This window comes from Streptomyces sp. NPDC014870 (assembly GCF_043081505.1).
Taxonomy (GTDB): Bacteria; Actinomycetota; Actinomycetes; order Streptomycetales; family Streptomycetaceae; genus Streptomyces.
On record NZ_JBIBWQ010000008.1, the window covers coordinates 46,334 to 60,418 of the forward strand.

Annotated in this window: 15 protein-coding genes; 6 read left to right on the plus strand and 9 right to left on the minus strand. The window is 72.8% G+C overall.

What is annotated here, in order from left to right; translation table 11 throughout:
- Positions 1-25: 25 nt before the first annotated feature.
- The 7 genes from ACF09C_RS22870 to ACF09C_RS22900 all read right to left on the minus strand — a co-directional run bounded on the left by ACF09C_RS22870 (position 26) and on the right by ACF09C_RS22900 (position 6,853).
- Positions 26-1,006 carry a hypothetical protein gene (locus ACF09C_RS22870; protein WP_362426549.1) on the minus strand — a complete coding sequence of 327 codons (981 nt, stop codon included), beginning with the start codon at positions 1,004-1,006 and terminating at the stop codon, positions 26-28.
- A gap of 79 nt (positions 1,007-1,085) precedes the next feature.
- On the minus strand, positions 1,086-2,351 hold the full coding sequence (locus ACF09C_RS22875) for an HD domain-containing protein (protein WP_392093780.1): 1,266 nt from the start codon (positions 2,349-2,351) through the stop codon (positions 1,086-1,088).
- Positions 2,348-3,913: an HD-GYP domain-containing protein gene (locus ACF09C_RS22880; protein WP_392094340.1), complete on the minus strand. Its 1,566-nt coding sequence runs from the start codon at positions 3,911-3,913 to the stop codon at positions 2,348-2,350. The genes ACF09C_RS22875 and ACF09C_RS22880 overlap by 4 nt, the downstream gene beginning before the upstream one ends.
- A gap of 145 nt (positions 3,914-4,058) precedes the next feature.
- Positions 4,059-4,358, minus strand: a complete 300-nt coding sequence (gene rsrA / locus ACF09C_RS22885) for a mycothiol system anti-sigma-R factor (RefSeq protein ID WP_362429149.1) — start codon at positions 4,356-4,358, stop codon at positions 4,059-4,061.
- Entirely contained in the window at positions 4,355-5,011 is a 657-nt protein-coding gene (locus tag ACF09C_RS22890; RefSeq protein ID WP_318109737.1) for a sigma-70 family RNA polymerase sigma factor, read from the minus strand. The genes rsrA and ACF09C_RS22890 overlap by 4 nt, the downstream gene beginning before the upstream one ends.
- A gap of 240 nt (positions 5,012-5,251) precedes the next feature.
- Complete coding sequence (locus ACF09C_RS22895) at positions 5,252-5,887, minus strand: alpha/beta family hydrolase (RefSeq protein WP_392093783.1); 636 nt, start codon at positions 5,885-5,887, stop codon at positions 5,252-5,254.
- A gap of 150 nt (positions 5,888-6,037) precedes the next feature.
- A complete protein-coding gene (locus ACF09C_RS22900; protein ID WP_392093785.1) occupies positions 6,038-6,853 on the minus strand; it encodes an SOS response-associated peptidase in 816 nt (271 codons plus the stop codon).
- A 107-nt stretch (positions 6,854-6,960) separates the two neighbouring features.
- On the opposite strand from ACF09C_RS22900, the gene ACF09C_RS22905 reads away from it, so the two are divergent.
- The 4 genes from ACF09C_RS22905 (at position 6,961) to ACF09C_RS22920 (ending at position 10,437) form a co-directional block, all read left to right on the plus strand.
- Positions 6,961-7,647 (plus strand): M50 family metallopeptidase, encoded by a 687-nt coding sequence (locus ACF09C_RS22905; protein ID WP_392093787.1) that lies wholly within the window; start codon positions 6,961-6,963, stop codon positions 7,645-7,647.
- 28 nt (positions 7,648-7,675) lie between these two features.
- Positions 7,676-9,004, plus strand: a complete 1,329-nt coding sequence (gene aroA / locus ACF09C_RS22910) for a 3-phosphoshikimate 1-carboxyvinyltransferase (RefSeq protein ID WP_392093788.1) — start codon at positions 7,676-7,678, stop codon at positions 9,002-9,004.
- Between the two features lie 3 nt (positions 9,005-9,007).
- Positions 9,008-10,021 carry a ribosome small subunit-dependent GTPase A gene (gene rsgA, locus ACF09C_RS22915; protein ID WP_392093791.1) on the plus strand — a complete coding sequence of 338 codons (1,014 nt, stop codon included), beginning with the start codon at positions 9,008-9,010 and terminating at the stop codon, positions 10,019-10,021.
- Positions 10,022-10,113: 92 nt separating this feature from the next.
- Positions 10,114-10,437, plus strand: coding sequence for a DMT family transporter (locus ACF09C_RS22920; protein ID WP_392093793.1), 324 nt, complete (start codon positions 10,114-10,116; stop codon positions 10,435-10,437).
- Here the strand turns inward: ACF09C_RS22920 and ACF09C_RS22925 are convergent.
- On the minus strand, positions 10,329-11,006 hold the full coding sequence (locus ACF09C_RS22925; RefSeq protein WP_392093795.1) for a TetR/AcrR family transcriptional regulator: 678 nt from the start codon (positions 11,004-11,006) through the stop codon (positions 10,329-10,331). The two genes, ACF09C_RS22920 and ACF09C_RS22925, sit on opposite strands and share 109 nt — an antisense overlap.
- A gap of 106 nt (positions 11,007-11,112) precedes the next feature.
- On the opposite strand from ACF09C_RS22925, the gene hisN reads away from it, so the two are divergent.
- Complete coding sequence (gene hisN, locus ACF09C_RS22930) at positions 11,113-11,913, plus strand: histidinol-phosphatase (RefSeq protein WP_392093797.1); 801 nt, start codon at positions 11,113-11,115, stop codon at positions 11,911-11,913.
- A 170-nt stretch (positions 11,914-12,083) separates the two neighbouring features.
- Positions 12,084-12,485: a cyclic nucleotide-binding/CBS domain-containing protein gene (locus ACF09C_RS22935; protein WP_392093799.1), complete on the plus strand. Its 402-nt coding sequence runs from the start codon at positions 12,084-12,086 to the stop codon at positions 12,483-12,485.
- A 73-nt stretch (positions 12,486-12,558) separates the two neighbouring features.
- Here the strand turns inward: ACF09C_RS22935 and ACF09C_RS22940 are convergent, their stop codons facing one another.
- A complete protein-coding gene (locus ACF09C_RS22940; protein WP_392093801.1) occupies positions 12,559-14,013 on the minus strand; it encodes a catalase in 1,455 nt (484 codons plus the stop codon).
- Positions 14,014-14,085: the final 72 nt, after the last annotated feature.

Here is a 14,085-nt window from a genome sequence, read left to right on the forward strand (position 1 = left end):
GATCCGGGCGGGATCGGCAGAAGGATCAGCAGACCTCTTCGAGATCCCGCCACTCACGGCTGTCGGGGCTGTCCGCCACCCAGCCGTCGAGCAGGCCGCGGACCAGGCCGACGGGCGCGGCGATCCCGCACTCGCGCTCGGGGACCCAGAGCTCGCCGGGCGAGCGGTGGCCGAGCGGCCCGGGGTGGCCCGGCTCGCTGTGGTCGTGCGGGTCGAGGTGCTCGCCCTCACCCTCGGCGCTGGGCATGGTCGACTCGGAGCAGGCGCGGCAGAGCAGCCGGACCGACGAGGACCAGTCCTCGGCGGCGAAGCCGGCGTCGGCGGCGAGCTGCTCCAGGGCGTCCCGGTCGGCCTCGGTGGCGGCCTCCAGGAGGACCACCCAGGTGGGGACGGGCGAGGGCGCCCACAGCTCGATCTCGTCGAAGACGGGGTAGGAGGGTCCGGCGCTCGTCGTGCGCTCACCGTTGGGCACGCCGTCGTGCAGGACGACCTCGCCCCAGCGGCGGCCGGAGGACGGCAGCGGGATGGAGAGCACCTCGATCCGCGCGGGGTCGAGCCTGCGGCCCCACACGACCTCGGCCTCGCCCTCGGGCGAGAGCCGGACGGCGGCGCTGCCCAGCTCCATTCCGGCGGGCTCACCGGTCCCCGCGGAGGCCCCGGGCACCCGCAGTCCGTACGCCTGCCAGGCGCGGCGGGCCAGCGGCCAGTCCTGGAGCGCGGTGGCGGCGATGCCCACGTTCCACCAGTCGGGAGCGCCGGTCTCCTTGTCGAGCAGCGCGACGGCGCGCAGCCCGGCGGCCCTGGCCTGCTCCCAGTCGTGCCGGAACTTGTGCAGCAGCGCCAGGTTGAACCAGGACTCCGAGAGCCAGGGCTCCAGATCCGCCGCGCGCGTGAGCAGCGCGCCCGCGTCCTCGTACCGGCCGTCGCCGATCAGCGTGAACGCGCGGTCGGTGGCCTGCCGCCACGAGGCGGAGGGCCGATGCCGTACCTTCCCGAAGATCCTCACGATTCCCGCCTGCCGGTCGCTTCACCCTCTTGTTCGCATCCAACCATGCCCGGTTGGACGCGCGCTCATTACCCATGGGTTACCCAGGAGGGAGAGGGGTGACGCCCCCGGTCACACCGCCTCTCGCGAGGACCCTCGCGAGGGATTCCACCACGTCCGTGTGGTGGTCGCGGGCGGTGGCGAGCCGGAGCCGTTCGAGGGCGGTCAGCGCCCCGCAGGCGCCCGCGCCGGTGCCGGCGAGATCGTCGTAGGCGTTGACGGTACGGACGATCCGGGCGGGCAGCGGTTGGTCGCGGTACGGATCGGCCTGCCGCTCCACGACGACGGCCACGGCGGCGGGGACGCCGGTCTGCCGGACGACGGCCCCGCCGAGGAGCGCGATCCGGCGCTGTTCCTCGGCGGGCAGGAGCGCCGTGGCGCCTTCGGGGACGGGGTCGACGAGGGAGAGCTGCCCGATGTCGTGCATGAGGGCGGCGTACTCCAGGACGGTCAGATCGGACCCGGAGAGGCCCAGCTCGCGGCCGACGGCGGCGCTGAGCGCGGCGACGCGGCGGGCATGCCCCGGTGGGGTGCAGCCGGCGATCTCGGTGGCGCGGGCGAGCGAGGCGATGGTCTGCCGGTTGGTGGTGCGCACGGCGGCGTAGCGGCGGAAGGAGACCTGGGTGAGCAGCAGCGGCACGCAGAAGACGGGCAGCGCCCAGAGCCCGGCGGCGGCCACGCCGAGGGCCATGACGGCGCCGGTGGCGCAGACGGCCGAGCCGATGCCGATCAGGGCCCGCAGCTCGTCGCGGAGGAGCGGGCCGTAGGGGTATCCCGTACGGGCGCGGAGCATCAGGGCGGCGAGGACGGCGTCGCACAGGGCGGTGAGGACGAGCAGGAGCAGCAGGAAGAGGGCGTAGGCGGGGCCGTGGCCGAGGCGCTCGCTCACCTCGCCGGAGTTGTAGAGCGGCTGGAAGCAGAGGGCGGCGAAGCCGACGGTGAGGATGCGGCGGGCCTGGTGGTCGAGGTCGGGGCCCTCGCCCCGGGCGATGTGCGGGACGATCCCGACGAGCCCGCCGGCGACGACGACGGCGATGATCTGAAGGACGCCGTGGGTGGTGCTGCTCCCCGCCTGCTCGCCGAGCAGGGCGTACGCGAGGGCTCCGGCGGCCGCGAGCGGCGCGGGCTCCCGGTCCCCCGGCAGGGCGCCCCAGCGGGCGAGCTCGCCGAGCGCGATGAGCACGCCGAACGCGAGCGCGTTCCCCGGCTCGCAGACCCCGCTCCACAGCGTGGCCCCGAACCCGGCGACGGTGAGCGCGAGGGCGGCTCCGTGGACGACCCCGACGATCGGCGCCCCGGCCCTCACGACCGGCCACCGGGCGGCACGTGCGCGGGGGGCGCGTCGGCGGGGGTGGAGGCGGGGGCCGGGGCGGGCGCGGGTGCGTCGGCGGGGGTGGAGGCGGGTGCGTCGGCGGGGGCGGGGGCCCGCGCGGGCGGGACGGCGCCCGGGGCGGGCGAAGCGCCAGGGTTGGCCGGGGTGGCCTGGGGAGCCACGGTGGCCTGGGGAGGCGGGACGGCTGAAGCGCCAGGGTTGCCCGGGGCCGCCGACGCGGCCGGTGGGCACGGCTCGTCCGCCGTGACCGCCGGCTGCCAGCCGTGGCGGTCGAGCGCCTGGACGAGCGCGGCGACCATCCGGGGGTCGAAGTGCGTGCCCGCGCACCGCTCCAGCTCCGCGACGGCCGTCGCGACCGGCCGGGCCCGGCTGTAGGAGCGGGTCGAGGTCATCGCGTCGAAGGCGTCGGCGACCGCGACCACCCGGGCGAATTCGGGGATCTGCTCCCCGCGGAGCCCGTACGGGTAGCCGGTGCCGTCCAGCTTCTCGTGGTGGTGCAGGATCGCCGCCCTGGCCTCCCCGAGGAAGCCGATGCCCCTGACCATCTCGTGGCCGTACTCCGGGTGCAGCTCGATGATCCGGCGCTCCTCGGGCGTCAGCGGTCCGTCCTTGCGCAGGATCCGGGTCGGTACGCCGAGCTTGCCCACGTCGTGCAGGATCCCCGCGAAGCGGAGGATCTCCAGGCGCTCGTCCGCGATGCCCAGCTCGTGCGCGATCAACGCAGAGGCCTGGCCCACCCGTTCGCTGTGCCCCCGGGTGTACCGGTCCTTGATGTCGACGGCCTGCACGAGCGCGCGGATCGTCGCCCGGTGCGCGGCGCGTTCGCGGTGGTACTGCGCGAAGACCCAGCAGGAGATGTACATCGGCAGCAGGACGAAGAGCGCGGCGACCGGCCCGTACGTGCTCCGCCAGAGCACGGCCATCATCAGCCCGGCGAGACCGTGGACGGTGTGCGGGGCGAGCGTCCGGCCGAGGAGCCCCCGCCAGGCGGTGCGCGCCGGTACGCGTTCGGCGGCGATCCTGACGCCGCCGTCGAGCGCGGTCAGGACCAGGCAGAAGGTGAGCGCGCAGGCGGCGGCGGGGAGCAGGGCGTACGGGAAGTCCGGGGCGTCCGGCCCCTTGCCCAGGGCCTCGCGGCTGCCCAGGGCCCCGGCGACGAGCCCGGCGGCCCAGACGGCGATCAGGAGCTGGGCCGTCCGCCAGGCCCGGCGCACGCCCGCGGGGCGCTGCTCCACCCGGGCGAGCAGGGCGCCGGGCAGCGCGGTGAGCGCGGCGGCGGAGGGCGGCAGCAGGAGGGCCGCGGCGAGCAGGACGGGGAAGAAGGAGCCGGCGCCCATGGGCACCGAGCCGCCGAGAGCCCGGCCGATGAGCCGGCAGCGGGCGGGGAGCTCGCAGAGCGCGTAGAGGACGGCGAGGAGCGCGACGCACGTCCACGCGGTCCGCGCGCCGGGGCGCAGCGCCGGGAGCGCGCACGCGGCGGCGGCGAGGAGGGCGCAGCCGATGTACACACGTGCCGCTCGGGGAATCGCCTTCACGCCCATCACGCCTGTCACGCTAGCGAGTTGGGCGCGGCGCGCGGGCGGGCCACGGCCGATTCGCACCATCGGGTGATACAAGCTGATGTATGCGCGAGGGCCGCCGCGAACGTGTCGCGGCGGCCCTCGTCTGCACGGGGGGTTGCTACTCCTGGGCGGTGGCCGTGATGTCCTGCTCGGGCACCAGCTCGCCCGAGCGGATCAGGTCGATCCGGCCCATCACCTTGGCCCGCAGGTCGGTGGGCACGTCGTCACTGCCGCAGCAGCGCTTGACGAGCTTCTTCACCGCCTGTTCCAGGCCGTACTTCTCCAGGCACGGGGAGCACTCCTCGAAGTGGACCTCGAACTTGGTGCAGTCACTGTCGGGCATCTCTCTGTCGAGAAACTCGTAGAGATGGTCCAGGACCTCTGAGCAGTCCGTCTCATGCGGCTCTCCGCAGCTCATGAGCCCGAGCCTTTCCGATCGTTCGACGACTCTCCGGCGCCCGCGGGCACGAGCCCGCGGTCGCGGGCGTAGTCCTCGAGCATGCCGCGCAGCTGGCGGCGGCCCCGGTGCAGTCGGGACATCACCGTACCGATGGGTGTCCCCATGATGTCCGCGATCTCCTTGTACGCAAAGCCCTCTACATCCGCGAGATAGACGGCGATGCGGAATTCCTCGGGGATCGCCTGCAGCGCTTCCTTGACGTCCGAGTCCGGCAGGTGGTCGAGGGCCTGCGACTCGGCGGAGCGCAGCCCGGTCGACATGTGCGACTCGGCGCGCGCGAGCTGCCAGTCCTCGATCTCCTCGGCGGCGCTGCGCTGGGGCTCGCGCTGCTTCTTGCGGTACGAGTTGATGAAGGTGTTGGTCAGGATGCGGTACAGCCACGCCTTCAGATTCGTACCCTCGCGGAACTGGTGGAACGAGCCGTACGCCTTCGCGTACGTCTCCTGCACCAGGTCCTCGGCGTCGGCCGGGTTGCGCGTCATGCGCAGGGCGGCGGAGTACATCTGGTCGAGGAAGCCGAGGGCGTCCCGCTCGAAGCGCGCGTTGCGCTCCTCGGTCGTCTCCTCGGGGCCGTCGTCGGTCCCTGTGTCGGTCCCAGTGACCGGACCCACCTCCTCCAGCGCTGCGGCGAATCCGAAGGCGGACCCGCTCGATTCGGAGGATAGACGAGGAACCGCTCCGCCCGCCGCCCGAATAGGGGCGGCCTTGGGCGCGGGCAGGACCGTCCAGTCGAGGTCAGCGGCCTGCGGGCGCTCGGGGCAGATGGTCGAACCCATGCGACGGACTCCCTCTTCCTTGCTCTCACACCGACATGGGTCACAACCTCAGTCGGGTGCCGGGCATTCCCGCCGTCAGGACCGGAGTGACGTGACCCACGCGGCGACGCTCGCGACGATGAGATCGAGGGTCTCCTCGGGCGTGACGGGCGCGCGCTTGGCGACGGCGAACCCGTGGTCGCCGTACGGCACGGCCACGAGCTCGTACGGCCCTTCGGGGAACTCCTCGGGCTTCCCGAAGGAGTCGTTGCCGCCCTGGACGACGAGGGTGGGCAGGCCGGTCCCGAGCAGTTCGTCGGCCCGGGACTTCTCGGGCCTGCCGGGTGGGTGCAGCGGGAAGCTCAGCGCGAGGACGGCCTCGGCGCCGAGTTCCTTCCCGGTCCGGCAGGCGACCCGCGCACCGGCGCTGCGGCCTCCCGCGATCACGGGCAGCCCGGGCTCGGCGAGGGCGGGCCAGATCCCGTGCCACCCGACGTCGAGGGTCTTCGGCGCGGGCGCGACCTTCTTCCCGGCGACCCGCCAGGGCTGCTCCACGAGGGCGACGGTCACGCCCTGCGGGGGCAGCGCCGCGGCGATGGCCTGGAGGTCCCGCGCCTCGATCCCTCCCCCGGCCCCGTGGCCGAGGGCCAGCACGGCCCAGGGCTTCTTGCCGGGGTACCAGGTGATCCGGGCTTCCCCGGCGTCGGTCGAAACGATCTCGGTGCGACTCATGCCCCCATGGTGCCGCCCGCACGGACGCCGCCTGCCTCGCGGCACACCGCCCCTGCGCCCCGCGGCGCGCAGCCGCCGCGTCCCGGTCCGGTGCCCCCACCAGCCTCCGGCAGGTTTTCGGGAAGGGGCGGGGTGGGGGAGATCCCGGGGTCAGAAGAGCGTGCCGACCTCCGGGCCCTCCAGTTCCGTCAGCAGCTCCGGACCGTTGTTGCGGACGTTGCTGACGGCCGTCGCCACCGGGTACGCCCGCATGAGCCCCTCCGGCGGCGCCGCCAGCAGGCCCTGGAGCTCGTCGATGTCCGTGCGGTGCGGGTCCAGCCACGCGTCCCAGCGGTCCGGGGTCAGCATCAGGGGCATCCGGGGGTGGATCTCCGCGAGCGAGCCGGGCCCCTCCGCCGGGGCCACGCCCAGCGGGCCCGTCTCCGCCTCGGTCGTGATGACAGAGCACGTCACCCACCACGCCAGGGGGTCGCCGTCCGGCACGGTCCGGTCGCGCCAGAACTCGTAGAGCCCGGCCATCGCGAAGACCGAGCCGTCCGCGGGTGTCACGAAGTACGGCTGCTTCCGGGGACGCTTCTTCTTCCCCTCGACCTCCAGGTCCCGCTCCCCCGACCCGGTGACCCACTCGTAGTAGCCGTCCGCCGGCAGGATGCACCGGCGGGCGGCGAACGCCTTCTTGAAGGACGGCTTCTCCGCCAGCGTCTCCGACCGCGCGTTGATCATCCGGGCCGCGCCCTCGGGGCTCTTCGACCAGGACGGGACCAGGCCCCACTTCAGTGCCCGCAGCTGGCGAACCGGCCGCCGCGATTCCGCGTCTTTCAGAGGACGCTCCAGAACCGCGTAGACCTCCTTCGTCGGGGCCACGTTCCAGTCCGGGGCGAGGGTCTCCTCGGGCTCCCACTTCTCGACTCCGAAGACGCTCACCAGGTCCTGGGGCGCCCGACTCGCTGCATACCGTCCGCACATACGTGCCACACTGCCACTCCCTCCCGTCGCCCGACCACCACCCCCCGACGACGGTGCTTCGCACCGGTACCCTCTGAACCGACCCGACCGAGGAGACAGTCCACAACATGACCGAAGTCCTCGGCACCCAGCCCGCCCCGGAAGAGTGGCTGGTGATCGTCACCGGCGTCGCCGCGCTCCTCGTCACCGTGCCCCGCGCGATATGGCGGCTGTCCCGCAACGCCATCACCATCGCCCACGAGGGCGGCCACGGCCTCGTCGCCCTCGTCACCGGCCGCCGGCTCCAGTCCATCCGGCTCCACTCGGACACCAGCGGCCTGACCGTCTCCCGCGGCCGCCCCACCGGTCTCGGCATGATCCTCACCGCCGCCGCCGGCTACACCGCCGCCCCGCTGCTCGGCCTCGGCGGTGCCTGGCTGCTCGCCGACCACCGGATCACGCTCCTGCTGTGGCTCGCGACCGCGCTGCTCCTCGCGATGCTGCTGATGGTCAGGAACCTGTACGGGATCTTCACCGTGCTCCTCACCGGCGCCGTGTTCCTGCTGATCTCCTGGCTGACCGGCCCGGACGTGCAGGCCGCCTTCGCGTACGCCGTCGTCTGGTTCCTGCTCGTCGGCGGGGTCCGTCCGGTCTTCGAGCTGCAGGGCAAGCGGCGGCACGGCGGGGCGCCGGACTCGGACGCGGACCAGCTCGCCCGGCTCACCCATGTCCCGCCGGCGCTCTGGCTCTTCTTCTTCCACGCGGTCTCGATCTGTTCCCTGATCGGCGGAGGCCGCTGGCTGCTCGGGCTGTAGCCGCCCCGTGCCCCACTAAAGTGAGGGCATGACCGAAACCTCCTCGCACGCCGACCTGCACACCGACCTCTGGCCCGCGCCGTATGCCGGCGGAGCCGTCGACGCGACCGTCACCGTGCCCGGATCGAAGTCGGTCACCAACCGCGGTCTGGTCCTCGCCGCGCTCGCCGCGGAGCCGGGCTGGCTGCGCCGCCCGCTGCGCTCCCGCGACACCCTCCTGATGGCCGAGGCCCTGCGCACCCTCGGCGTCAGGATCGAGGAGGGCGTGGGTCCGGACGGCACGGGCGAGGCCTGGCGGATCATCCCGGCCGGGCTGCGCGGCCCGGCGACCGTGGACGTCGGCAACGCCGGCACGGTCATGCGCTTCCTGCCCCCGGTCGCGGCCCTCGCCGACGGCCCGGTGCGCTTCGACGGCGACGCCCGCTCCCACGAGCGCCCGCTGCACGGCGTGATCGACGCGCTGCGCGGGCTCGGCGTCCGGATCGACGACGACGGGCGCGGCGCGCTGCCGATGACCGTGCACGGCGGCGGGGCGGTCGACGGCGGCCCGGTGGAGATCGACGCCTCCTCGTCGTCCCAGTTCGTCAGCGCGCTGCTGCTCTCCGCGCCCCGCTTCAACCAGGGGGTGGAGGTACGCCACGTGGGCGCGAAGCTCCCCTCGCTCCCGCACATCCGGATGACCGTGGACATGCTGCGCCAGGTCGGCGCCCAGGTCGACGAGCCGGAGACCGGCGGCGAGCCGAACGTCTGGCGGGTCGCCCCGTCCGCGCTGCTCGGACGCGACCTGACCGTCGAGCCCGACCTGTCGAACGCCCAGCCGTTCCTGGCCGCGGCCCTGGTCACCGGCGGCCGGGTGACGGTCCCGGACTGGCCGGCCAGGACCACCCAGCCCGGTGACGCGCTGCGGGAGATCTTCACCGAGATGGGTGGCTCCTGCGAGCTGACCGAGGCCGGTCTCACCTTCACCGGCACCGGCCGGATCCACGGCATCGACGTGGACCTGAGCGAGGTCGGCGAGCTGACGCCGGGCATCGCGGCGGTCGCGGCGCTGGCCGACTCCCCGTCCACGCTGCGTGGCGTCGCGCATCTGCGGCTGCACGAGACGGACCGGCTGGCCGCGCTGACCAAGGAGATCAACGAGCTGGGCGGTGACGTCACGGAGACGGAGGACGGTCTCGTCATCCGCCCGCGCCCGCTGCACGGCGGGGTCTTCCACACGTACCACGACCACCGGATGGCGACGGCGGGCGCGATCATCGGCCTCGCGGTCGAGGGCGTGGAGATCGAGAACGTGGCGACGACGGCCAAGACATTGCCCGACTTCCCCAGGATGTGGACCGAAATGCTCGGAGTCTGATCCATGCGGCACTACGGGAAGCGCACAGACGAGGACGACATCCGCCAGCGGCCCAACCGCAAGGGCAACCGTCCCCGCACCAGCATCCGCCCCAAGCACGAGGACGCGGTCGAGGGCATGGTCCTGACCGTGGACCGGGGCCGGCTCACCTGCCTCGTCGAGGACCGGGTGGTCCTCGCGATGAAGGCGCGCGAGCTGGGCCGCAAGGCGGCGGTCGTCGGCGACCGGGTCTCCCTCGTGGGCGATCTCTCCGGCGAGAAGGACACGCTGGCCCGGATCGTGCGGATCGGTGACCGCAGCTCCGTGCTCCGCCGTACGGCCGACGACGACGATCCGTTCGAGCGGGTGGTCGTCGCCAACGCCGACCAGCTGGCGATCGTCACCGCGCTCGCCGACCCCGAGCCCCGTCCCCGGCTGATCGACCGCTGCCTGGTCGCCGCGTACGACGGCGGGCTCTCCCCGCTCCTCGTGCTGACCAAGTCGGACCTGGCCAAGCCCGACGAACTCCTGGAGCTGTACGGCGCGCTCGGTGTGCCGTACGTGGTGACCACGCGCGACGAGTTCGTCGACGGGGTCGCCGCCGAGCGGGTGCACGAGCACCTCAAGGGGCGGACGACGGCCTTCGTCGGGCACTCCGGTGTCGGCAAGACGACGCTGGTCAACGCCCTGGTCCCGGAGGACAGGCGGCGCACCACGGGCCATGTCAACGCGGTCACCGGGCGCGGCCGGCACACCACCACCTCGGCGCTCGCGCTGCCGCTGAACGACGCGGCCGGCGGCTGGGTGATCGACACGCCGGGCGTGCGGTCGTTCGGTCTCCACCACGTCGACCCGTCGCGGGTGATCCTCGCCTTCCCCGATCTCGTCCCCGGTACGGAGAACTGTCCGCGGGCCTGCAGCCACGACGAGCCGGACTGCGCGCTTGACGCGTGGGTGGCGGAGGGGCACGCCGATCCGGCCCGGCTCTTCTCGCTGCGGCGGCTGCTCGCGACGCGGGAGCGACGCGAAGGCGACTGAGTCGCGCACGTTTGCGGCCCACAGGTACTGGTAAGTGCATAATCGCACCAAGTGCGACGAAGCAGTCACCGACGGCGTGGGAGGCACTGACGATGGCGTGGCTGCTGGTGGTGGTCGCCGGACTCCTGGAGACGGGGTTCGCGGTCTGCCTCAAGCTCTCGCACGGGTTCACCCGGCTGTGGCCCACGGTCGCCTTCGCCTGTTTCGCCCTCGGCAGCTTCGGTCTCCTGACGCTGGCGCTGCGGAAGCTGGACGTGGGTCCCGCGTACGCGGTGTGGACCGGCATCGGCGCGGCCGGGACGGCGATCTACGGAATGATCTTCCTCGGCGACGTCGTGTCCACGCTGAAGATCGTGTCGATCACGCTGGTGATCGTCGGGGTCGTCGGGCTCCAGCTCTCCGGCTCCTCCCACTGACCGTTCCCCTCGCCCTTCGGCGCCACGATGGGGGCCGGGGCGACCACGTACGAGAGCGCGAGCCGCAGGACGACCTCGCAGGAGCGCCGTACGTCTCCCTCCCCGTCACCGCGCAGCGCCGTCGCGGCCCGGTCCCTGGCCAGGCCGAGCAGGTCGGCGGGGGACGGCACGCCCGCGTCGGCGCGGCGCTGGGCCGGGACGGCGGAGGCACGGGCTCCGGCCCGCGCGGGGCGGGGCACGGGGAGCCGCTCGCCCCAGCAGCCGGTGAGCAGCGCCCGCAGGACGGGTCGCGTGAAGGCCTCGGAGACGGTCCATTCGGCGACGGCTGCCAGGTTCCGACGGGGTGGGGCGGGCGAGGCGAGGACCCGGTCGACGCCCTGGAGGTAGGCGTCGGCCTCGCGCCGTACGAGCGCCCTGGCCATGCCCTCCTTGGAACCGAACTCGTTGTAGAGGGTCTGCCGGGAGACGCCCGCGGCGGCGGCCACGTCGACCATCCGGACGGCGGACCAGGGCAGCCCCGCGAGGGCCGCGTGGGCGGCGTCCAGCAAGGCCTCACGGGCAGTCGGCATCGTCGCCTCCCGGCCAGAACGGTTCTGCGCTCAGCGTTGACGGGCGGCCACGCACTGTCAAGGCCTCCCGTAGGGCCACGCCCCTTCGAGGGATAGAGTTTCGACCATGGCCGATTACCACGATGATCTGCGACTCGCCCATGTCCTCGCGGACGCCGCCGACGCGGCCACGATGGACCGGTTCAAGGCACTCGACCTGAAGGTCGAGACCAAGCCGGACATGACGCCGGTGAGCGAGGCGGACAAGGCCGCCGAGGAGCTGATCCGCGCCCAGCTGCAGCGGGCGCGGCCGCGCGACGCGATCCTGGGCGAGGAGTACGGCGTGGAGGGCACGGGCCCGCGCCGCTGGGTGATCGACCCGATCGACGGCACGAAGAACTACGTGCGGGGCGTGCCGGTCTGGGCGACCCTGATCGCGCTGATGGAGGCGGGTGACACCGGGTTCCAGCCGGTGGTGGGCGTCGTCTCGGCGCCGGCCCTCGGCCGCCGTTGGTGGGCGGCGAAGGGCTCGGGCGCGTTCACCGGCCGCAGCCTGTCGTCGGCGACCCGGATCCAGGTCTCGAAGGTCTCCGACCTGGGCGACGCCTCGTTCGCGTACTCCTCGCTGAGCGGCTGGGAGGAGCGCGGCCGCCTCGAAGGCTTCCTCGACCTCACGCGCGCGTGCTGGCGGACGCGGGCGTACGGCGACTTCTGGCCGTACATGATGGTCGCCGAGGGCTCGGTGGACTTCTGCGCCGAGCCGGAACTGTCGCTCTGGGACATGGCGGCGACGGCGATCGTCGTCCAGGAGGCGGGCGGCACCTTCACCGGCCTCGACGGCCGGCACGGCCCGCACAGCGGCAACGCGGCGGCGTCGAACGGCCTGCTCCACGGCGAACTCCTGAGCTACCTGAACCAGGAGAGCTGAGCCGGACAGGGGCGAGGGCGCCCCACGAGGCGCACCCCGCCGGGTGTGCCTCGCGCGCCCCCTTGTCGACCCCACGCCCCGATGCCACTCTGAGAGTCCCCCCACTTGTGAACTTGTGAATTCGTTCTCGTTGAAGGCGGGAGCGGTTCACGAAGGAGGTGGCTCCCTTCATGCTCGTCCGTGACGCCATGAGCACGGTGGTCCTCACCATCGGCCCCGCCCACACCCTCCGCCAGGCCGCCCGGCTGATGTCGGCGCGCCGCGTCGGCGCGGCCGTCGTCCACGACACCGACGCCGGCGGCTTCGGCATCCTCACCGAGCGCGACATCCTCAACTCCATCGGCGCCGATCAGAACCCCGACCTCGAGACCGCGAGCTCCCACACCACCACCGACGTCGTCTTCGCCGCCCCCACCTGGACCCTGGAGGAGGCGGCCGCGGCCATGACGCACGGCGGTTTCCGCCATCTCGTCGTGCTCGACGGGCACGGGCCCGTCGGCATCGTCTCCGTACGGGACATCATCCGCTGCTGGACCCCCGCGCACCGCCACGCGACGACCATGGCGAGCTGAACGCCGGAGCGGGCCGGCCCTCCGTACGGATGTACGGAGAGACCGGCCCGCTCCTTCCCTACGGCAAGCGCCCTCAGCCGCGCAGGGCCTGGACCGCGGCGTCGAGCCGCTTGCCGAAGTCACCGTCCGCCTTGCGGAAGTTCTCGATCGCCCGCTCGGCGATGTCGTCGCGCGACACCTTCGCGATGAAGCCCGCCAGGTTCTCGACCAGCCGGCCCTTCTCGTCCTCCGCCATCAGCCGGTAGAGGTTGCCCGCCTGCACGAAGTCGTCGTCCTCGGCGTACGAGGGGGCCGCGTGGTTGCCCGTGCCGCCGGTGACGGCGCTCGGCTGCCACAGCGGGCGGTCGGTCTGGAACGGGCCACCGAAGCTGTTCGGCTCGTAGTTCTTCGCGCCCTTGTGGCGGCCGTCGTAGAGGAAGCCGTCACGGGAGTGGGTGCGCGCCTCGGTGGCGTGCGGGCGGTTCACCGGCAGGTGGTCGGCGTTGATGCCGACGCGGTAGCGGTGGGCGTCGCCGTAGGCGAAGAGGCGGCCCTGGAGCATCTTGTCCGGGGAGGGACCGATGCCGGGCACGAAGTGCGCCGGGCTGAAGATCGACTGCTCGACCTCGGCGAAGACGTTCTCCGGGTTGCGGTTGAGCTCCAGCCTGCCGATCTCGATCGGCGGGTAGTCCTCGTGCGGCCACACCTTGGTGAGGTCGAAGGGGTTGAAGCGGTAGGTCGCCGCGTCGGCCGCCGGCATGATCTGGACCTGCACGGTCCAGGTCGGGAAGTCGCCGCGCTCGATGGACTCGCGCAGGTCGCGCTGGTGGCTGTCGGGGTCCTCGCCCGCCAGCCTGTTGGCCTCGGCCTGGGTGAGGTTCCTGATCCCCTGGTCGGTCTTGAAGTGGTACTTGACCCAGAAGACCTCGCCGGCCTCGTTGTTCCACTGGAAGGTGTGCGAGCCGTAGCCGTTCATGTGGCGGTACGAGGCGGGGATGCCGCGGTCGCCGAAGAGCCAGGTCACCTGGTGCGTGGACTCGGGGCTGAGCCCCCAGAAGTCCCACACGTTGTCGGGCTCCTGGGAGCCCGTGTACGGGTCGCGCTTCTGGGTGTGGATGAAGTCGGGGAACTTGATGGCGTCCTTGATGAAGAACACCGGGGTGTTGTTGCCGACGAGGTCGTAGTTGCCCTCCTCGGTGTAGAACTTCAGCGCCCAGCCGCGCGGGTCGCGCACCGCGTCGGCCGCACCGAGGTTGCCGGCGACCGTGGAGAAGCGCAGGAACGTCTCGGTCTCCTTGCCCACCTCGGAGAGGAACGCCGCGCGGGTGTACCGGGTGACGTCCGCGGTCACGGTGAAGGTGCCGTACGCGCCGGCACCGCGCGCGTGGACCACGCGCTCCGGGATGCGCTCGCGGTTGAAGTGGGCGAGCTTCTCCAGGAGCAGCTGGTCCTGGACGAGCACCGGTCCGCCGACGCCGGCCGTCTCGCTGTTCTGGTTGTCGGCGACCGGCGCGCCGGCCTCCGTGGTGAGCGGTCCCTGCGTCGTCACGTGCGCCTCCTGTGCTGCTTGTCCTGCTCTTGCCTGCTCGTGCCGCAAGCCCTGTCCATGGCCTGTGTTCTC